This is a genomic window from Nocardioides sp. B-3 (assembly GCF_024703895.1).
Classification (GTDB): Bacteria; Actinomycetota; Actinomycetes; order Propionibacteriales; family Nocardioidaceae; genus Nocardioides.
This window is the reverse complement of record NZ_CP087968.1, coordinates 2,489,683-2,507,497: the sequence shown is the minus strand read 5'-3', so window position 1 is coordinate 2,507,497 and position 17,815 is coordinate 2,489,683. Positions and strand designations below refer to the sequence as shown.

Here is a 17,815-nt window from a genome sequence, read left to right as displayed (position 1 = left end):
GGGTCTTGATCTCCGAGGCCCCGGTTGGCGAACACCACTGGTTCAGTCAGCTCTGCGGCACGACATCCAGCGCGTCGAAGATGCGCTGGGTGACGTCGTCGATCTCACCGAGGCCGTCGACCTCGATGATCAGGTTGCGCTGGCGGTAGACCTCGATCAGCGGCGCGGTCTCCTCGGCGTAGATCTCCCCGGCGCCGGCGGATCACGTCCGCGGTGTCGTCGGCGCGACCCTCGGTCTCGGCCCGCTGGAGCAGCCGCTCGACGACCTCGTCCCGGTTGACCGTGAGCACGACCACGGCGTCGAGGGCGTGACCGGTGTGCTTGATCATCCCGTCGAGCTCTTCGACCTGCGCGAGGGTGCGCGGGTAGCCGTCGAGCAGGAAGCCGGGGTCAGCGTCGGGCTCGTCGATGCGGTTGCGCACCATCTTGTTGGTGACCTCGTCGGGGACGTATTCGCCGGCGTCCATGTAGCGCTTGGCCTCGATGCCCAGCTCGGTGCCCCGGGTGACGTTGGCCCGGAAGATGTCTCCGGTCGAGATGGCCGGGATGGCGAAGTGCTCGGCGATGAACTTCGCACGGGTGCCCTTGCCCGCGCCGGGCGGGCCCATGATGATGAGTCTCATTTAACGCAGGAACCCTTCGTAGTTGCGCTGCTGGAGCTGGCTCTCGATCTGCTTCACGGTGTCCAGCGCGACGCCGACCATGATCAGGATCGAGGTGCCGCCGAAGGGGAAGTTCTGGTCGGCGTTGATCATGGCAAACGCGATCAGCGGCACCAGCGAGATGAGGCCGAGGTACATCGCTCCGGGGAACGTGATGCGGGACAAGACATATGCGAGGTAGTCCTCGGTCGGCTTGCCCGCCCGGATCCCGGGGATGAAGCCGCCGTACTTCTTCATGTTGTCAGCGACCTCTTCGGGGTTGAAGGTGATCGAGACGTAGAAGTACGTGAAGAAGATGATCAGCAGGAAGTAGACCGCCATGTAGAGGGGGTTGTCGCCACTGACCAGATACTTGTTGATGAACTGCAGCACGGGTGACGTGCTGGTCTGGTTGAACTGCACAGCCATCGCCGGGAGGTAGAGCAGCGAGCTGGCGAAGATGACCGGGATGATGCCGGCCTGGTTGACCTTGAGCGGGATGTACGTCGACGAGCCACCGAACATCTTGCGACCGACCATGCGTCGGGCGTACTGCACGGGGATGCGTCGCTGCGCCTGCTCGATGAAGATGACGGCCGCGACCGGGATCAGGCCGATCACCATCACGATCGCGAAGACGGCCCAGCCTTGCGACGTCTGGACGCCCCACAACGAGGACGGGAACGTCGCGACGACCCGGCAGAAGATCATGATCGACATGCCGTTGCCGATGCCGCGGTCGGTGATGAGCTCGCCGAGCCACATGATGACGGCGGTGCCGGCGGTCATGGTGATGACCATCGTCAGGAAGGTCGCGGTGCTGTCGCTGTGCAGCAGGTCGCGGTCACAGCCCCCGGAGCAGGTTGCCGGAGCGCGCCAGCGCCACGATCCCGGTGGCCCGGAGCAGCGCGAGGCCAAGCGTGAGGTAGCGCGTGTACTGCGTGATCTTGGTCTGGCCCGCCCGGCCCTCCTTCTTCAGCGCTTCGAGCCGCGGGATCACCACGACGAGCAGCTGCAGAATGATGCTGGCGGTGATGTAGGGCATGATCCCCAGCGCGAAGATCGTCAGCTGGAGCAGCGCACCACCGGAGAACAGGTTGACGAGCTGGTAGAGCCCGTTGGACTCCACGTCGTTGAGGCACGCATCGACGTTGGCAACGTGGACACCGGGCGTCGGCACCCGGGAGCCGAGCCGGAAGATCATGACAATCAGCAGGACGAACAGCAGCTTGCGCCGCAGGTCCGGCGTGCGGAAAGCGTTGGCGAACGCGCTGAGCACAGGATCCTCTTTCTGATGCGTTGCCGGCGCAGGAGGCGTCCTGACCCGGCCGATGAAACCCTCGGTGAAACTAGTGGGACTACCTCCGAGAGGGCCCGGGGAAGCCTAACAGTGACGTGACTGTCCAGTTGCCCCGGTGAACGCGCAAGCCCGGCCGCACAGTTCCCACTGTTCGGCCGGGCAGCGATCTAGCGATGTTCGGTGATGGTCCTCAGACCACCGTGGCGGTGCCGCCAGCGGCCTCGATCTTCTCCTTGGCGGAGCCCGAGAACACGTTGGCGCTGACCCGGACGGCGACGTTGATGTCGCCCCCCGGCCGAGCACCTTGACCGGCTGGCCCTTGCGGACCGCGCCGTTGGCGACCGGGTCCTCGACCGAGACGGCTCCACCCTGCGGGAAGAGCTCGCCCAGCTTGTCGAGGTTGACGACCCGGAACTCCACCTTGAACGGGTTCTTGAACCCCTTCAGCTTGGGCAGACGCATGTGGATCGGCATCTGGCCACCTTCGAAGGCGACCGGAACCCGGTAGCGAGCCTTGGTGCCCTTGGTACCGCGGCCCGCGGTCTTGCCCTTGGAGCCCTCACCGCGACCCACGCGGGTCTTGGCGGTCTTGGCGCCCGGTGCGGGGCGCAGGTGGTGCAGCTTGAGAGCAGCCATGTCAGTCGACCTCCTCGACCGTCACCGGGTGACGGACGGTCTGGACCATGCCCCGGATCTCCGGGCGGTCCTCCTTGACGACCACATCGTTGATCCGCTTCAGGCCCAGCGAGCGCAGAGTGTCGCGCTGGTTCTGCTTGAGACCGATGAGGCCCTTGTTCTGCGTGACCTTGAGCTGGGCCATCAGGACGACACCCCCGCAGCGGCCGCAGCAGCGGCCTCGACCTTGCCGGCCTCGCGAGCCTTGAGGATCGCGGCCGGGGTGACCTGCTCGACGGTCAGGCCGCGACGAGCGGCGACCTGCTCGGGCTCTTCCAGCATCTTCAGCGCGGCCACGGTGGCGTGGACGATGTTGATCTGGTTGGAGGAACCGAGCGACTTGCTCAGGACGTCGTGGATGCCGGCGCACTCGAGAACCGCGCGCACGGGACCACCGGCGATGACACCGGTACCGGGGGACGCCGGGCGGAGCAGGACGACGCCTGCCGCCTTCTCGCCCCTGGACCGGGTGCGGGATGGTGCCCCGGATGCGGGGAACCTTGAAGAAGGACTTCTTGGCTTCCTCGACACCCTTGGCGATCGCCGCGGGAACTTCCTTCGCCTTGCCGTAGCCGACGCCGACGAGACCGTCGCCGTCGCCCACGATCACGAGGGCGGTGAAGCTGAAGCGACGACCACCCTTCACGACCTTGGCAACTCGGTTGATGGCTACGACGCGCCTCGATGTAGACAGACTTTTCAGCGCCGCCACCGCGACGGTCGTCACGCTGACGACGGTCGCCCGAGCCACCGCTGCGCTGTCCGCGCTGGGCTCCGCTCATGAGATGTGCTCCATATCTAAGATCTCTCTCTTACCGCGTTGGCGATCAGAACGACAGTCCGCCCTCACGGGCGGCGTCTGCAAGGGCCGCGATGCGGCCGTGGTACTTGTTGCCGGCGCGGTCGAAGACGACTGCGTCGATGCCAGCGGCCTTGGCGCGCTCGGCAACGAGCTCACCGACCTTGACTGCCTTGGCAGTCTTGTCACCTGCGGCGGCGCGGACGTCGGCCTCCATGGTGGAGGCGTAGGCCAGCGTCGCACCCTGCAGGTCGTCAACGACCCGGACAGAGAGGTGCTTGGCCGACTTGGTGACGACCGAGCGCGGACGCTCGGCAGTGCCGGAGACGCGCTTGCGGCCTCGGACCTGACGACGCAGACGCGACTTGACGCGACCAGCGGTGTGCTTGTTGTTGCTCAGTGAGATAGCCATGTCACTTACCGGCCTTTCCGACCTTGCGGCGGATGTGCTCGCCGGAGTAACGCACGCCCTTGCCCTTGTAGGGCTCAGGCTTGCGCAGCTTGCGGATCTTGGCCGCGACCTCACCCACGAGCTGCTTGTCGATACCGACGACGCCGAGCTTGGTCGGGCCCTCGGTCGTGAACGTGATGCCCTCAGGTGCGTCGAACACGATCGGGTGGGAGTAGCCGAGCTGGAACTCGAGCTGCGTGGGGCCCTTGGGCAGCACGCGGTAACCCACGCCCACGATCTCGAGCTTCTTCTCGTAGCCCTCGGTGACGCCGACAACCATGTTGTTGATCAGGGTGCGGGTCAGACCGTGCAGCGAGCGGCTTTCGCGCTCGTCGTTCGGGCGGTTGACGGAGAGGACGCCGTCCTCACCCTTCTCCACCACGATGGGCGTGGCCACGGTGTGGCTGAGCGTGCCCTTGGGGCCCTTGACGGTGACCGTCGCCCGGTCGATGGCAACATCGACACCGGACGGGACCGGGATGGGGAGCCTGCCAATACGCGACATGCTTGTTTCTCCTTCTGGTCTAGTAGTCCGGATTACCAGACGTAGGCGAGGACTTCTCCGCCCACGCCCTTCTGGTTGGCCCGGCGGTCGGTCAGGAGGCCCCGGCTCGTCGAGATGATCGCGACACCCAGCCCGCCGAGGACCTTCGGGAGACCCGTGGCCTTGGCGTAGACCCGGAGACCGGGCTTGCTGATGCGGCGGACCCCGGCGATGGAGCGCTCGCGGTTGCGGCCGTACTTGAGCGTGACGATCAGCGTCTTGCCGACCTCACCCTCAGTCGGCTCCTTCACGTCGAACGACGTGATGTAGCCCTCCTGCTTGAGGATCTCGGCGAGGCCTTCCTTCATCTTGCTGAAGGGCATCGACACCTCGTCGTGGTACGCCCTGGTTGGCGTTGCGCAGACGCGTCAGCATGTCTGCGATCGGGTCAGTCATGGTCATAGCTGGATGTTCTCTCTCTTCTGTGGTTTCCGCGCTGGGCGGACCTTCAGCGGTTGTGAGGTGAAAGTCTGGTGGCTTACCGGGAGGACTTGGTCACGCCGGGCAGCTCGCCACGGTGTGCCATCTCGCGCAGGCAGATCCGGCACAGGCCGAACTTGCGGTAGACCGCCTTGGGGCGGCCGCAGCGCTGGCAACGGGTGTAGCCACGAACCGCGAACTTGGGCTTGCGGGCGGCCTTGACCTTGAGCGAAGTCTTCGCCATGTCAGTTCTCCTTGAACGGGAAGCCGAGCTGCTTGAGCAGGGCGCGACCCTCGTCGTCGTTGGTGGCGGTGGTGACGACCGTGATGTCCATACCGCGCGAGCGGTCGATCTTGTCCTGGTCGATCTCGTGGAACATGACCTGCTCGGTCAGACCGAACGTGTAGTTGCCACGACCGTCGAACTGCTGGGCACTGAGCCCGCGGAAGTCGCGGATGCGCGGCAGGGCGAGGGACAGCAGGCGGTCGAGGAACTCCCACATGCGGTCGCCACGCAGCGTGACGTGGGCGCCGATCGGCATACCCTCGCGCAGCTTGAACTGGGCGATCGACTTGCGAGCCTTGGTCACCGACGGCTTCTGGCCGGTGATCGCGGTCAGGTCCTTGATCGCGCCTTCGATGAGCTTGGAGTCGCGAGCAGCTTCGCCCACACCCATGTTCACGACGATCTTGGTCAGGCCGGGGACCTGCATGATGTTCTTGATGTCGAACTCGGTCTGCAGCGCCGGAATGATCTCCGCGCGGTAGCGAGCCTTGAGGCGCGGGATCTCGGTGGTGGTCTCAGCCATCTCAGATCTCCTTACCGGTCTTGCGCGACACGCGAACGCTGCGCTCTGCGGGGTACGTCGAGCCGTCGGCGCGACGCTTGGTCACCTCGTCGCGACGGAAACCGACGCGGGTGACGCCGTCACCCTCGACGAGCATGACGTTGCTGACGTGGATGGGGGCCTCGGCCGTGATGATGCCGCCGGTGTTGCCACCCCTGGACCGCCTTGGTGTGCCGCTTGACGCGGTTGACACCCTCGACGATCACGCGCTGATCCTCACGGAGCACCGAGATGACCTTGCCTTCGGCGCCCTTGTCCTTGCCCGCGATCACCTTGACGGTGTCGCCCTTCTTGATATTCATGCCTTTACCCATCTCTCACAACACCTCGGGGGCGAGCGAGATGATCTTCATGAACTTCTTCTCGCGCAGCTCGCGGCCCACGGGGCCGAAGATGCGGGTGCCTCGCGGCTCGCCATCGGCCTTGAGGATCACGGCGGCGTTCTCGTCGAACTTGATGTAGGAACCATCGGCACGACGGCGCTCCTTGACGGTGCGCACGATGACGGCCTTGACGACGTCGCCCTTCTTGACGTTGCCACCGGGGATCGCATCCTTGACAGTGGCGACGATGACGTCACCGATGCCGGCGTAGCGACGGCCCGAGCCACCGAGAACACGGATGCAGAGGATCTCCTTTGCACCGGTGTTGTCGGCGACCTTGAGTCGCGACTCCTGCTGGATCATTATTTCTCCCGGTTGTCGAGCTGGTTCTCACCGATCTCAGAGGATCGCGAGCCCGGCCGAACGGATGTGTGGTGAGGTGAAGCTCAGAGGCGGTGAAGCCTCAGGTCACTTGGCCTTCTCGAGGACCTCGACGAGGCGCCAGCGCTTGGTGGCCGACAGCGGACGGGTCTCCATGATCAGGACCCGGTCGCCGATGCCGCACTGGTTCTCCTCGTCGTGCGCCTTGAGGCGCGAGGTCCGACGCATGACCTTGCCGTAGAGCGCGTGCTTCACGCGGTCCTCGACCGTGACGACGATGGTCTTGTCCATCTTGTCGCTCACGACCGAGCCCTCGCGGACCTTGCGCTGGTTGCGCGCCCGGTCCTGGGTGGTCTCAGTGGTCTCGCTCATGCGCTGGCCTCTTCAGTGTTGGTGCTTCCCGGGGTGCTGCGGATTCCGAGCTCGCGCTCACGCACCACGGTGTAGATCCGGGCAATGTCCTTCTTGACCGTCCGGAGACGACCGTGGCTCTCCAGCTGGCCGGTGGCCGCCCGGAAGCGGAGGTTGAACAGCTCCTCCTTGGCCTCGCGGAGCTTCGACTCGAGGTCGACAGCGTTGAGCTCGTCGAGCTCGAAGGCATTCAGCTTGTTGCTCATCAGAATTCACCTGCCTCGCGGGAAATGAACCGGCACTTCATGGGGAGCTTGTGCATCGCGCGGCGCATGGCCTCGCGAGCGGTCTCCTCGTCCACACCGGAAAGTTCGAACATGACGCGGCCGGGCTTGACGTTGGCCACCCACCACTCGGGCGAACCCTTACCGGAACCCATGCGGGTCTCGGCGGGCTTCTTGGTCAGCGGGCGGTCCGGGTAGATGTTGATCCAGACCTTTCCGCCTCGCTTGATGTGGCGGGTCATGGCGATACGGGCCGACTCGATCTGTCGGTTGGTCACGTAGTGACCCTCGATCGCCCTGGATGCCGAAGTCACCGAAGGCGAGCTTCGTGCCGCCCTTGGCCGCACCGGTCCGCTTGGGGTGGTGCTGCTTGCGGTGCTTGACGCGACGGGGCATCAACATTGCTTCAGCCCTCCTGTCCGGTCGTGGCCGCAGCCTCAACAGCCGGAGCGTCGGTCGCGGCGGGAGCAGCGGCCTCGGCGGGGGCGTCGGAGCGAGCGGGACGGTCGGTGCGGGTGCCACGGCTCGGACGCTCGCCGCCGCGGGTGGGACGACCACCAGCGCCGCCTGCGCCACCGCGACCCGGAGCACCGGCGCGAGCAGCAGCCTGCGCTCGGCGCTCGGCACGCGTGCCGGCAACCTCACCCTTGTAGATCCAGACCTTCACGCCGATGCGGCCGAAGGTCGTCTTGGCCTCGTAGAAGCCGTAGTCGATGTCGGCACGCAGCGTGTGCAGCGGAACGCGACCCTCGCGGTAGAACTCGGTGCGCGACATCTCGGCGCCGTTGAGACGACCCGAGCACTGGATCCGGATGCCCTTGGCACCGGAGCGCATCGAGGTCTGCATGGCCTTCTTCATCGCACGACGGAACTGCACGCGACCGGAGAGCTGCTCGGCAACTCCCCGGGCGACGAGCTGGGCGTCGATCTCGGGGTTCTTGACCTCGAGGATGTTCAGCTGCACCTGCTTGCCGGTGAGCTTCTCGAGCTCGCCGCGGATGCGGTCGGCCTCGGCGCCACGGCGACCGATGACGATGCCCGGACCGCGGTGTGGATGTCCACTCGCACGCGGTCGCGGGTGCGCTCGATCTCGACCTTGGAGATGCCGGCCCGTTCCATGCCCTTGGAGAGCAGGCGACGGATCGCGACGTCCTCACCGACGTAGGACTTGTAGAGCTTGTCGGCGTACCAACGGCTCTTGTGGTCCGTCGAGATGCCCGGGCGGAACCCGTTCGGGTTGATCTTCTGACCCATCAGGCATTCCTTCCGTTCTTCTTCGCGGCGGCGACGTCGGCCGGCTGCACGACGAGCGTGATGTGGCTGGTGCGCTTGTTGATGCGGGTCGCACGACCCTGCGCACGCGGACGCCAACGCTTCATCGTCGGGCCCTCGTCGACCATCGCGACGGAGACGACGAGGTCAGCCTTCGGCAGGCCCTCGGTGGTCTCGGCATTGGCGATGGCGCTCTCCAGCACCTTGTAGACGGTCTCCGAGGCGGCCTGCGGCGCGAACTGCAGGAGCGACAGAGCGTCGTCGACGGGAAGACCGCGGACCATGTCGACGACACGGCGGGCCTTCATGGGGGTGATACGGACGTAGCGGGCGCTCGCGAAGGCCCCGGGCTGGTCGCCCAGCAGGGTCTCGCGGCGGGCGCTCGTGCGCTGGCGCTCGGTGACGCTCATCGGCGCTTTCCCTTCCGGTCTTCCTTGACGTGACCCTTGTAGGTCCGCGTCGGTGCGAACTCACCGAGCTTGTGACCGACCATCGAGTCGGTGACGAACACGGGAACGTGCTTGCGACCGTCGTGCACCGCGATGGTGTGACCGATCATGTCGGGCACGATCATCGACCGGCGTGACCGGAGTCTTGATGACGTTGTGGGTGCCCTTGTCGTTCTCGGCGTCCACCTTCTTCTGAAGGTGGTCGTCGATGAAGGGGCCCTTCTTCAGGCTGCGAGGCATAGCTGTTACTTCCTACCCTTGCCGGACTTGCGACGACGGATGATCTGGGAGTCGGAGGCCTTGCGCTTGCGCGTGCGGCCTTCCTTCTGGCCCCGGGGGCGACACCGGGTGGCGACCACCGGACGTCTTGCCCTCACCACCACCGTGCGGGTGGTCGACCGGGTTCATGACGACACCGCGCACGGTCGGGCGAACGCCCTTCCAGCGCATGCGGCCAGCCTTGCCCCAGTTGATGTTGGACTGCTCGGCGTTGCCGACCTCGCCGATCGTGGCGCGGCAGCGCACGTCGACGAAGCGCATCTCGCCCGAAGGCAGACGCAGCGTGGCGCGGCTGCCCTCGCGGGCCACCAGCTGGGCGGAGTTGCCGGCCGAGCGGGCGATCTTGGCGCCGCCGCCCGGACGAAGCTCCACGCAGTGGATGGTGGTACCGACCGGGATGTTGCGCAGCGGCAGGTTGTTACCGGGCTTGATGTCGGCGTTGGGGCCGGACTCGACGGGCGTGCCCTGCTCGAGACCCTTGGGGGCCACGATGTAGCGCTTCTCGCCGTCGACGTAGTGCAGCAGCGCGATGCGCGCCGTGCGGTTGGGGTCGTACTCGATGTGAGCGACCTTGGCCGGCACGCCGTCCTTGTCGTAGCGACGGAAGTCGATGATGCGGTAGGCGCGCTTGTGGCCGCCACCCTTGTGCCGGGTGGTGATGCGCCCCCGGTTGTTGCGGCCGCCGTTCTTGGGCAGCGGACGCGTCAGCGACTTCTCGGGCGTGGTCCGAGTGATCTCGACGAAGTCGGCCACCGAGGAGCCACGACGGCCCGGGGTGGTCGGCTTGTACTTGCGGATAGCCATATCAGTTCCTATTCGTACAACCCGGTCAGGAGACCGGACCGCCGAAGATGTCGATGCGGTGACCCTCAGCGAGGCTGACGATTGCGCGCTTGGTGTTGGCGCGCTTGCCGAGGCCGGTCTTGGTGCGACGCGTCTTGCCCCGGCGGTTGATCGTGTTGACCGAGGTCACCTTGACGTTGAAGATCTTCTCGACCGCAATCTTGATCTCGGTCTTGTTGGCGCTCGGACGCACGATGAACGTGTACTTGTTGGCGTCGAGGAGGCTGTAGCTCTTCTCGGAGACGACCGGTGCGATCAGGATGTCGCGGTGGTCCTTGTGCAGGGTGCTCACTTGTCGTCCTCCTTGGCAGCGCCACCGGCACGCTTGAAGCCAGCGGCCTCTGCGTCCTCGGCACTCTTGAACCAGAACTCGGCCACCGTGGCGTCGTACCACTGGCCGTCGGGCTCGTGGTAGAGACCCGAGTCGGCGTTGCCCTTGATCTCGTAGCCCTTGGGAGCGTTGCCGCTCTTGAGCGGCGCCTTGGCACCCGCCGGCAGGGCCGGGGCCTCGTCGGCGGAGGTCTCGGGAACGTCCGCGAACGCCTTGACCTCGGTCTTGGCGTCAGCAGGTGCGTCGACGACGACGAACTTGCGGGCACTGGCCTTGGCAGCCGCACCACTCACGAAGGCCTCGTAGGCGCCCGTGGTGAAGACGACGTCGTCGCTGGCGAGCACGTCGTAGGTGTTGAGCTGGTCAACCGCCACGATGTGCACCTGCGGCGCGTTGCGCAGCGAGAGCCACGTGACGGAGTCGCTGCGCTCGAGGACCACCGGGGAAGCGGACGCGCTCGCTCAGAGCGGTCAGCGCGGCCGGGGCCGTCTTGGTGGAGGGCTTGTCGCCGGCGATCAGGCCGTCGACGACGTGGATGCGCTCGTTGCGGGCCCGGTCGGAGAGGGCACCGCGCAGGGCGGCAGCCTTCATCTTCTTGGGGGTCCGCTCGCTGTAGTCGCGCGGCTTGGGGCCGTGCACGATGCCACCGCCGGCGAACTGCGGAGCGCGGGTCGAGCCCTGACGGGCGCGGCCGGTGCCCTTCTGCTTGTAGGGCTTGCGTCCACCACCGCGGACTTCACCGCGACGCTTGGTGGAGTGGGTGCCCTGACGAGCAGCAGCCTGCTGCGCGACGACGACTCGGTGGATCAGCGGGACGTTGACGTCGACGTCGAAGATCTCGGCGGGGAAGTCAACCTTGACAGTCTTGGTAGCCATGCTCAGGCCTCCTGCGTCTTCTTGGCGGCCGAGCGCAGGACCACGAGACCACCCTTGGGGCCGGGAACGGCGCCCTTGAGCATGATCAGGCCCTTCTCGACGTCAACGGCGTGCACCGTGATGTTTTGGGTGGTGACCGTGTCGCTACCCATGCGACCAGCCATGCGCGTGCCCTTGAAGACACGACCGGGCGTGGCGCAGGCACCGATGGAGCCCGGCTTGCGGTGGTTGCGGTGGGCACCGTGCGAGGCGCCGACCCCGTGGAAGCCGTGGCGCTTCATGACACCCGCGAAGCCCTTGCCCTTGCTGGTGCCGGTCACGTCGATCTCGTCACCGGCGGCGAACAGCTCGGGGCTGAGCTCCTGACCGATGGTGTAGGACGAGGCGTCGGCGGTGCGGATCTCGACGAGGTGGCGACGCGGGGTCACTCCAGCCTTGGCGAAGTGTCCGGCGTCGGGCTGGTTGACCTTGCGTGCCTCGATCTCGCCGAAGCCGACCCGGGATGGCGTTGTAGCCATCGATCTCGGGCTGGCGGATCTGGGTCACGACGTTGGTCGAGGCCGCGATCACGGTGACGGGGACGACCGGGTTGTTCTCGTCCCAGAACTGGGTCATGCCGAGCTTGGTGCCCAGCAGGCCCTTCACATTGCGTTCGAAAGTCATCTCAACAACCTCAGAGCTTGATCTCGATGTCGACACCGGCAGGCAGGTCGAGGCGCATGAGCGAGTCGACGGTCTTCGGCGTGGGGTCGATGATGTCGATGAGGCGCTTGTGGGTGCGCATCTCGAAGTGCTCGCGCGAGTCCTTGTACTTGTGGGGCGAGCGGATGACGCAGAACACGTTCTTCTCGGTCGGCAGCGGCACGGGGCCGGCGACCTTCGCACCCGTGCGGGTGACGGTGTCCACGATCTTGCGCGCCGAGGTGTCGATCACCTCGTGGTCATAGGCCTTGAGCCTGATGCGGATCTTCTGTCCCGCCATAGGTCCTTCGTCCTTATCGATCTCGTACGCCCCACTGGGGTCGTACCGCGTTCTGGTCTGGTTCACGACACGTCCTCGGGTGAGTCCGCACCGCCCGTGCATCCGCCCCCACCACCGACCCCCGCGGTCGGGCGTGTCGCGCACTTTCCGCGAAACTTGACCCGGATCTCGATGTGTTGTGTGGGGGACACCCGACGGGTTCGTCGGGCTGATCGAGTCTCCTACTCGCCAACTGGTGAGGTGCGGTGCACGCAACTGCTCAATCGATCTTCGGAGACGCGATTCAGAAGTCAAGTGCTGCCACACTCCGCCAGCCGCGTGAAAGCGACTCGCCGGAGCAACCGGACTATCTTGGCAGACATCCCCGCACGCGCCAAATCGGAATGAGCGGGGGCAGGATCAGCCCGCCGCGTGGGCCGGGACGGCGCGTCCGGACGCGGGTGATCCGCCCGTCAAGACGGGTCAGCAGCTCGTATCCGTGACCGCTTCCGCCGTCGAGGAAGCGGGCGCCGGAACGCTTCGCCAGCGACCGTGACCTCGCGTACGCCGCCGCGCCGTCCGACCTCGCCCGGACCACCAGTCCCCCGCGGGCAGGGACGAGGAGACCGACCTGAGCGTCGTCTCCTCCCACGCCGGCGGCCCCGACACGTCGATCCGGGTGTCGACGTCGGCGCCGCCCGCCGCGGCCGGGACGGTGAGCGACCCGCCCATGGAGGCACCGACCAGCACGACCCGGTCGACGCCGAGGTCCTCACGGGCCGCGTCGATCGCCGGCGCGACCTCGTTGACCGGGTCGGCGTCGCCCTCGGAGGTGCACGTCGAGTCGCCGTACCCACACGGTGCGACCACGATCGAGGCGAAGCCCTCAGCGCTCGCGGCGTGGGCGAAGGTCCCCCAGCCGCACACGCCTCCCCCGCGCTCCGGCAGCAGCACGAGCGCCGTGTGGGCGTCCGCGCTCGTGAACTCGACGGCCCGGATCTCGCCGTCGGAGGCGCCCCGCAGGGTGCGGTTGCGCACCTCGGCGCCGGCCGGGAAGTAGGCGCTGCACTCGTCCCCCGCCGCCGGCTCCGACTCGACGGGCTCGGCGCCCGAACCCGAGCAGCCGCTCACTGCGAGCAGGAGAAGGGCGAGCAACGGCCCGGCCCCGCGGCGTACACCCCTCGCCCTCACGGGTGACAGCGTAGGACGCCGGGGGGCGACCTGACAGGATTGCCACCTCGTCAGCACCCGGGGGGACGCCATGTCGGAGCAGCAACCGCCACCGCCGGGTTGGAGCGCGCCCCCGCCCGGGCCGCCGACCCAGCCGCCGCCCGCTCGGTCCTACGTCCCCCGGCCGGCGCCGTACGCCGCGGCGCACAAGCCCGGCGCGATCCCGCTGCGACCACTCGGCCCGGGCGACATGTACGACGCGGCCTTCAAGATCATCCGCTTCAACCCGCGCGCGACCGTCGGGTCAGCCGTGCTCGTGGCGGCCGTCGCGATGGCGATCCCGCTGCTGGCCACGGCCGTCCCGGGCGCCGTGCTGGACCTGTCGATGACCAACGACCTCGTCCTGAGCGACGGCGACCCGAGTGGATCCGTCAGCGGTGAGGACGTCGCCGGCCTCATCGGGGTGTTCGGCTCCCTGATGCTGGGCGCGATGCTCCGGGGCATCGGGCTGATCCTCGTCGGCGGCATGATCGCGCACGTGGTCGCCGCTGCCGCGACCGGTCACAAGCTCACGCTGGGCCGGGCACGGGCGGCGACCCACGGCAAGCGCTGGCGGCTGATCGGCCTCACCCTGCTGCTCGGCCCGGCCACCACGATGCTGATCGCGCTCTACGCCCTGACACGGGTGGTGGTGGCCGTCACCGCCTCGGGCTGGCAGGTCCCGGTCGTCTACGGCGTGGTCACGGTGCCGGCCTTCATCGCGTTCGTCCTCTGGTTCTGGGTGCGGGTCTACTACCTGCCGGTGCCGGCGCTGATGCTCGAGCCGATCGGGGTGCTCGGGGCAGTCGGCCGCGGCTTCCACCTCACCCGGTCGGCCTTCTGGCGGACGTTCGGCATCGCCCTGCTCACCTACGTCATCGCACAGGTCGCCGGCTCCATGCTCTCCATGCCGATCAGCCCGGTCAGCCGGGGGCGTGCTCCTCGGCGGTGTGTCCGGCGAGACGGGCGTCTACTTCCTCGTCCTCGGTCAGGCCATCGCCTCGGTGATCACGGCCGCCTTCGTGGCGCCGTTCACCACGTCCGTCGCGACCCTGCAGTACATCGACCTGCGGATGCGCCGGAGAGGCCTTCGACGTCGTCCTGATGCAGCGGGCAGGGCTCACCCGCTCGTGAGCTGGGCTCTGCTGGTCGATCCGCCCCTCGTGCCGTCGCCCGGCGAGGGACGCGACCTGTTGCGTCGCGAGCTGCTCGACTCCGCCTACCACCGGGACGACCTGCTGCAGCGCCCGGTCGCCCGGGCTGGAGCGGCGGATCATCGACGTGCTCGCCGTCGCCTCGAGCGCTCCACCACTGTCCGCCTTTGCGGCGATGGCGGTCGGACTGTTGCTCGTCCTCGCGCTGATCTGGCTGGCCACCCGAGCCCGTTCCGCGCCGCAACGGCGCTCGGCCACGGAGTCGCTGCTCCCCGACGCGTCGATCAGCGCCAGCGAGTGGCGGGACCGGGCCGAAGGGGCATACGCCGAGGGGCGCCACTCCGATGCGCTCGTCGACGGCTTCCGCGCCCTCGTCGCCCGGCAGGTCGAGCACGGCCGCCCGGCCGCGGCGCCCGGGACCACGGCCCACGAGGTGGCGCAGTCGCTGTCGTCGGCGTACCCCTCACAGGCGGCGGGAATGTCCGAGGGTGCGCGCCTCTTCGACCTCGTCCTGTACGGCGAACGCGAGGCGACGCAGGACCGGGCGGCGTTCGTGCTGGCACTCGACGACGAGCTCGTGGGCGTCAAATGAGCGGCTGGCTGCGGCGCAACCGTTCGACGCTGGTGATCGGGCTGGGCACCCTCGCGGCGCTGGTCGTGGCCGTGCTGCTGAGCGGTGGCCCGCGCACGGGAGCCGACCACGATCCGGAGAATCCCGGGGCGCGTGGCGCCCGTGCCCTCGCCCGAGTGCTCGAGGACCAAGGGGTCGAGGTCGACGTCGTCCGCTCGGCCGCGGCACTGGAGGACCGGTCGCTCGACGCCGACACCACGGTCGTCGTGACCTCCCCCGGAGAACCTCGGACAGAGCACGGCCGACCGGCTGCTCGCGGCGACCGGGCACAGCACGACCGTGGTGGTCGGGGCCGCCCCCGGTGCCACCGAGGCCCTCGGTATCGACGCCACCGCCAGTAGCGCCACACCGCAGGGCCGGCAGGACGGCGACTGCACCGACACCGGGCTGGGCGACCTGTCCGACCTGAGCATCGAGGTCGACGCGTCGGCGTCCTATGCCACCACCGCCGGGTGCTTCCCGAGCGACACCGGCTGGGCGCTGGCCGCCGCCGGCGACGGGCTGGCGCTGCTCGGCGCCGCCGGCATCGTCGAGAACGACCGGGTGCTGCGCGCCGACAACGCAGCGGTGGCGCTGCGGCTGCTCGGCCAGCACCCGCGCGTGGTCTGGTACGTCCCGAGCCTCGAGGACTCGGTCGGCGACGACGGTGTCGGGTTGCGGTCCCTGCTGCCGCCCCGGCTGACACCGGCGCTGTGGCTGATGGGCCCGGCGATGGTTGCGGTGATCTGGTGGCGCGGTCGTCGGCTCGGTGCGCTCGCGGTCGAGCCCCTGCCCGTGACCGTGCGCTCGCTGGAGACCACCGAGGCCCGGGGCCGGCTCTACCGCTCCGCGTCGGCCCGCGGGCATGCCGCAGACGCACTGCGTCGGTCGACCCGCGACGACCGGCCACCCACCTCCGGCTGCCGCCGACCGACGTCGCGGCGCTGGTCCGCGACGTCGCCGTACGACTGGATCGACCGTCTTCCGACATCGACACCCTGATCGGCGAACGGGCCACCGCGCCCGCCACCGACCACGAACTCATCCGCCCGGCCGCCGCGTTGGCCGAGCTCGACAGAGAGGTACGCCGCACATGACCAGCTCGAACTCAGTGAGCCCGCCCGACAGCTCAGCAGCGCACGAGGCCGCCCGCGAACGGCTCGCCGCCGTCCGCGCGGAGGTCGCCAAGGCAGTCGTCGGGCAGGACGCCGCCGTGTCCGGCCTGCTCGTCGCGCTGCTGTGCGGCGGGCACGTGCTGATGGAGGGCGTGCCCGGCGTCGCCAAGACGCTGCTCGTGCGCACTCTCGCCGGCTCGCTCGACGTCGAGACCCGGCGCGTGCAGTTCACCCCCGACCTGATGCCCGGCGACATCACCGGCTCGATGGTGATCGACGGCCGGGCCGGCGAGCTGGCCTTCCGGGAGGGGGCCGCTCTTCACCCACCTCCTGCTCGCCGACGAGATCAACCGGACGCCGCCGAAGACGCAGTCGGCGTTGCTGGAGGCGATGGAGGAGGGGCAGGTCTCGGTCGACGGGGTCTCGCGACCGCTGCCGCGCCCGTTCCCGGTCGCGGCCACCCAGAACCCGGTCGAGTACGAAGGCACCTACCCGCTGCCCGAGGCGCAGCTCGACCGCTTCCTGCTCAAGATCGTGCTGCCGATCCCGGAGCGGGACGCCGAGCTCGAGATCCTCACCCGGCACGCCGCCGGCTTCGACCCGCGTGACGTCGCCGCCGCCGGGGTGCGCGCCGTCGCCGGTCCAGCGGACATCGAGGCGGGGCAGGCCGCCGTACGCACCGTGCAGGTGTCGCCGGAGGTGACCGGCTACATCGTCGACATCGCGCGAGCCACCCGCGACTCGCCGTCGCTCTCGCTCGGGGTCTCCCCCGCGGCGCCACGGCGCTGATGCGCACCTCGCGCGCCCGGGCCCGGCTGACCGGGCGCGACTTCGTGACGCCCGACGACGTCAAGGCGTTGGCGCACGCCACCCTCGTCCACCGCCTCGGGCTGCGTCCCGAGGCCGAGCTCGAGGGCGTCGACGTGTCGGCCGTCCTGAGCTCCGCCCTCAACTCGGTCCCGGTCCCCCGCTGACGATGACCATCACCGGACGCGTCCCGCTGCTGCTCGCCCTCGGGCTGGTGCCCGTCGTGCTGCGCCCTGCCATGGGCACGGTGTGGGGCTGGCTGCTGCTGGTCGCGCTGGTGACAGTCCTCGACTGGTGGCTGGCCGTCCGTCCGTCCACCCCGGAGGTCCGGCGGGCCGAGGTCGGGTCCGTCCGGCTCGGGTACGCCGCACTCTCGCGCGTCACGATCCTCAACCCCGGCAAGCGAACCGTCCGGGCGCTGGTCCGCGACGCCCGGCAGCCCACCGCGGGCGCGAGCGGCAACCGTCACCACGTCCGGCTCTCGGCCGGGGAGGTGACCACGTTGAGCACCGGCCTGTGCCCGCGCCGGCGCGGCGACCTCCGCGCGGTCGGTGTGACCGTGCGCATCCCCGGTCCTCTCGGACTGGCCGCACGTCAGTCCACGATCGAGGTGCCGGGCACCGTCCGGTCGCTGCCACCGTTCGAGTCGCGCAAGCACCTGCCGTCGCGGCTGGCCGGGCTGCGTGAGCTCGACGGCCGTTCCGCGGTGCGCATCCGCGGCGCCGGCACGGAGTTCGACTCGCTGCGCGAATACGTCCGCGGCGACGACGTACGCTCCATCGACTGGCGAGCCAGTGCCCGCAACCGCAACGTCGTGGTGCGCACTGGCAACCCGAGCGCGACCGCCGCGTCGTGATCGTGCTCGACACGTCGCGGGTCTCGGCCGCCCGGA

Annotated in this window: 19 protein-coding genes and 14 pseudogenes; 9 read left to right on the top strand and 24 right to left on the bottom strand. The window is 68.4% G+C overall.

Annotation, left to right across the window (positions count from 1 at the left end; genetic code table 11):
- Positions 1–46: 46 nt before the first annotated feature.
- The 24 genes and pseudogenes from LP418_RS16705 to LP418_RS16590 form a co-directional block, all read right to left on the bottom strand.
- Positions 47–623, bottom strand: a pseudogene (locus LP418_RS16705) (adenylate kinase).
- Positions 624–1,920: pseudogene (gene secY, locus LP418_RS16700) on the bottom strand (preprotein translocase subunit SecY).
- Positions 1,921–2,131: 211 nt separating this feature from the next.
- Positions 2,132–2,577 (bottom strand): annotated as a pseudogene (gene rplO / locus LP418_RS16695) (50S ribosomal protein L15).
- A 1-nt stretch (position 2,578) separates the two neighbouring features.
- A complete protein-coding gene (rpmD, locus tag LP418_RS16690) occupies positions 2,579–2,761 on the bottom strand; it encodes a 50S ribosomal protein L30 (RefSeq protein ID WP_257952917.1) in 183 nt (60 codons plus the stop codon).
- Positions 2,761–3,398: pseudogene (rpsE, locus tag LP418_RS16685) on the bottom strand (30S ribosomal protein S5). Before rpsE ends, rpmD begins: the two are co-directional and overlap by 1 nt.
- 45 nt (positions 3,399–3,443) lie before the next feature.
- Positions 3,444–3,827 (bottom strand): 50S ribosomal protein L18, encoded by a 384-nt coding sequence (gene rplR / locus LP418_RS16680; protein WP_257952916.1) that lies wholly within the window; start codon positions 3,825–3,827, stop codon positions 3,444–3,446.
- A gap of 1 nt (position 3,828) precedes the next feature.
- The gene (gene rplF, locus LP418_RS16675) at positions 3,829–4,371 is read right to left on the bottom strand and encodes a 50S ribosomal protein L6 (protein ID WP_257952915.1); all 543 of its coding nucleotides are present in this window, start codon (positions 4,369–4,371) and stop codon (positions 3,829–3,831) included.
- A gap of 32 nt (positions 4,372–4,403) precedes the next feature.
- Positions 4,404–4,812: pseudogene (gene rpsH / locus LP418_RS16670) on the bottom strand (30S ribosomal protein S8).
- 76 nt (positions 4,813–4,888) lie between these two features.
- A complete protein-coding gene (locus LP418_RS16665) occupies positions 4,889–5,074 on the bottom strand; it encodes a type Z 30S ribosomal protein S14 (RefSeq protein WP_257952914.1) in 186 nt (61 codons plus the stop codon).
- Position 5,075: 1 nt separating this feature from the next.
- Positions 5,076–5,639: a 50S ribosomal protein L5 gene (gene rplE, locus LP418_RS16660; protein ID WP_272496274.1), complete on the bottom strand. Its 564-nt coding sequence runs from the start codon at positions 5,637–5,639 to the stop codon at positions 5,076–5,078.
- A 1-nt stretch (position 5,640) separates the two neighbouring features.
- A pseudogene (gene rplX, locus LP418_RS16655) lies at positions 5,641–5,992 on the bottom strand (50S ribosomal protein L24).
- A gap of 3 nt (positions 5,993–5,995) precedes the next feature.
- Positions 5,996–6,364 (bottom strand): 50S ribosomal protein L14, encoded by a 369-nt coding sequence (gene rplN / locus LP418_RS16650; protein ID WP_257952913.1) that lies wholly within the window; start codon positions 6,362–6,364, stop codon positions 5,996–5,998.
- 105 nt (positions 6,365–6,469) lie between these two features.
- Positions 6,470–6,754, bottom strand: coding sequence for a 30S ribosomal protein S17 (gene rpsQ, locus LP418_RS16645; protein WP_257952912.1), 285 nt, complete (start codon positions 6,752–6,754; stop codon positions 6,470–6,472).
- Positions 6,751–6,999 (bottom strand): 50S ribosomal protein L29, encoded by a 249-nt coding sequence (gene rpmC, locus LP418_RS16640; protein WP_272496273.1) that lies wholly within the window; start codon positions 6,997–6,999, stop codon positions 6,751–6,753. Before rpmC ends, rpsQ begins: the two co-directional genes overlap by 4 nt.
- Positions 6,999–7,419: pseudogene (gene rplP, locus LP418_RS16635) on the bottom strand (50S ribosomal protein L16). The gene rpmC and the pseudogene rplP overlap by 1 nt, the downstream one beginning before the upstream one ends.
- A gap of 4 nt (positions 7,420–7,423) precedes the next feature.
- Positions 7,424–8,271, bottom strand: a pseudogene (rpsC, locus tag LP418_RS16630) (30S ribosomal protein S3).
- Positions 8,271–8,699, bottom strand: a complete 429-nt coding sequence (gene rplV / locus LP418_RS16625) for a 50S ribosomal protein L22 (RefSeq protein WP_257952911.1) — start codon at positions 8,697–8,699, stop codon at positions 8,271–8,273. The pseudogene rpsC and the gene rplV overlap by 1 nt, the downstream one beginning before the upstream one ends.
- Positions 8,696–8,978, bottom strand: a pseudogene (gene rpsS / locus LP418_RS16620) (30S ribosomal protein S19). Before rpsS ends, rplV begins: the two are co-directional and overlap by 4 nt.
- Positions 8,979–8,983: 5 nt before the next feature.
- A pseudogene (rplB, locus tag LP418_RS16615) lies at positions 8,984–9,821 on the bottom strand (50S ribosomal protein L2).
- 25 nt (positions 9,822–9,846) lie between these two features.
- Complete coding sequence (rplW, locus tag LP418_RS16610) at positions 9,847–10,152, bottom strand: 50S ribosomal protein L23 (protein ID WP_257952910.1); 306 nt, start codon at positions 10,150–10,152, stop codon at positions 9,847–9,849.
- Positions 10,149–11,067 (bottom strand): annotated as a pseudogene (gene rplD / locus LP418_RS33670) (50S ribosomal protein L4, sunset domain variant). The gene rplW and the pseudogene rplD overlap by 4 nt, the downstream one beginning before the upstream one ends.
- Before the next feature lie 2 nt (positions 11,068–11,069).
- Positions 11,070–11,730, bottom strand: a pseudogene (gene rplC / locus LP418_RS16600) (50S ribosomal protein L3).
- 10 nt (positions 11,731–11,740) lie between these two features.
- Positions 11,741–12,049, bottom strand: a complete 309-nt coding sequence (gene rpsJ / locus LP418_RS16595; RefSeq protein ID WP_007078637.1) for a 30S ribosomal protein S10 — start codon at positions 12,047–12,049, stop codon at positions 11,741–11,743.
- A 462-nt stretch (positions 12,050–12,511) separates the two neighbouring features.
- Positions 12,512–13,219, bottom strand: a complete 708-nt coding sequence (locus LP418_RS16590; RefSeq protein WP_257952909.1) for an alpha/beta hydrolase — start codon at positions 13,217–13,219, stop codon at positions 12,512–12,514.
- 70 nt (positions 13,220–13,289) lie between these two features.
- Here LP418_RS16590 and LP418_RS16585 point away from each other — a divergent pair, with 70 nt between their 5' ends.
- From LP418_RS16585 to LP418_RS16560, 9 genes and pseudogenes are all read left to right on the top strand, one after another.
- Positions 13,290–14,342, top strand: coding sequence for a hypothetical protein (locus tag LP418_RS16585; protein WP_257952908.1), 1,053 nt, complete (start codon positions 13,290–13,292; stop codon positions 14,340–14,342).
- A gap of 176 nt (positions 14,343–14,518) precedes the next feature.
- Entirely contained in the window at positions 14,519–14,983 is a 465-nt protein-coding gene (locus tag LP418_RS16580) for a DUF4129 domain-containing protein (RefSeq protein WP_257952907.1), read from the top strand.
- A complete protein-coding gene (locus LP418_RS16575) occupies positions 14,980–15,363 on the top strand; it encodes a DUF4350 domain-containing protein (RefSeq protein ID WP_257952906.1) in 384 nt (127 codons plus the stop codon). Before LP418_RS16580 ends, LP418_RS16575 begins: the two co-directional genes overlap by 4 nt.
- The gene (locus tag LP418_RS16570; protein WP_257952905.1) at positions 15,302–16,003 is read left to right on the top strand and encodes a hypothetical protein; all 702 of its coding nucleotides are present in this window, start codon (positions 15,302–15,304) and stop codon (positions 16,001–16,003) included. The genes LP418_RS16575 and LP418_RS16570 overlap by 62 nt, the downstream gene beginning before the upstream one ends.
- A 91-nt stretch (positions 16,004–16,094) precedes the next feature.
- Positions 16,095–16,421 (top strand): annotated as a pseudogene (locus tag LP418_RS29925) (AAA family ATPase); the annotation flags it as partial.
- 73 nt (positions 16,422–16,494) lie between these two features.
- Positions 16,495–16,584: pseudogene (locus LP418_RS29920) on the top strand (AAA family ATPase); the annotation flags it as partial.
- A 66-nt stretch (positions 16,585–16,650) separates the two neighbouring features.
- The gene (locus LP418_RS29915; RefSeq protein ID WP_272496272.1) at positions 16,651–16,905 is read left to right on the top strand and encodes a hypothetical protein; all 255 of its coding nucleotides are present in this window, start codon (positions 16,651–16,653) and stop codon (positions 16,903–16,905) included.
- Positions 16,905–17,090: a hypothetical protein gene (locus LP418_RS29910; protein WP_272496271.1), complete on the top strand. Its 186-nt coding sequence runs from the start codon at positions 16,905–16,907 to the stop codon at positions 17,088–17,090. Before LP418_RS29915 ends, LP418_RS29910 begins: the two co-directional genes overlap by 1 nt.
- Positions 17,091–17,092: 2 nt before the next feature.
- Complete coding sequence (locus LP418_RS16560) at positions 17,093–17,779, top strand: DUF58 domain-containing protein (RefSeq protein ID WP_257952904.1); 687 nt, start codon at positions 17,093–17,095, stop codon at positions 17,777–17,779.
- Positions 17,780–17,815: the final 36 nt, after the last annotated feature.